Source organism: Frankia sp. Mgl5 (assembly GCF_023242985.1).
GTDB classification, from domain to species: Bacteria; Actinomycetota; Actinomycetes; order Frankiales; family Frankiaceae; genus Parafrankia; species Parafrankia soli.
The window spans coordinates 1-790 of sequence record NZ_JALKFY010000407.1; the positions used below are offsets into that span (position 1 = coordinate 1).

Below are 790 nucleotides of genomic sequence, written 5' to 3' on the forward strand. Positions count from 1 at the left end.
GGCGCTGTTGCGTTACGGGGAAGCTGGGCATGCCAGCGGCCGGGGCAGCTGCCGGTCAGACGGCTGCGGCGAGTTCGGTGAACGCGGCGGCCAGCCGTAGCTGTGGGTTGGTGCCGACGGCGAGCTCGTAGTGGCCGCGGCGGATGTTCTGCACGAGGGCGTGTCCGGCGCTGACGGTCTGAACGGAGCGAAGACGTTTCAGTCCGCGCATCGGCCGCAGCCGTGCTTTCAACCGGCCGTGGTCGGCTTCGATTCGGTTGTTCTCCCGGGCGGCGTCGACGTGCCAGGCCTCGGGGAGCAGCTCGTCGAGGATCCGCGGGTAGACCGGGGCCTTGTCGGTGGTGACCTCGACCGGGCGGCGCCCATGCGTCAACGCTCGAACGAAGAATCGCCGGGCGGCGGCCTGGTCGCGCCGTGCGCTGGCCAGGACGTCGATGACCTGGCCGTGCTGGTCGACCGCCCGGTAGAGATAGGTCCAGCAGCCGGAGACCTTGACGTAGGTCTCGTCGATGAACCATCTGTCGTCGGGCCGGTGCCGGCACGGCCTCGCAGCGTCGACCAGCGAGGGTGTGAAGCGCTGCACCCACCGGTAAATCGTGACGTGATCGACCTCGAGGCCCCGTTCGGCGAGGAGCTCCTCGACGTCCCGGTACGACAGCGCAAACCGCAGATACCACCGCACTGCCAGGACGATCACCTCCGGCGGGAACCGAAACCCCGCGAACTCCGACACCGGAACCGGTGGACAGCCACGACGTCGACGCACCATTCGATCATGGCTGATCGACGG

General features: G+C 68.5%; 1 protein-coding gene. It reads right to left on the reverse strand.

All coding sequences use genetic code 11. The features are described from left to right. Positions 1-55 precede the first annotated feature (55 nt). Positions 56-733, reverse strand: coding sequence for an IS6 family transposase (locus tag MXD62_RS09855; protein WP_248829037.1), 678 nt, complete (start codon positions 731-733; stop codon positions 56-58). Positions 734-790 lie beyond the last annotated feature (57 nt).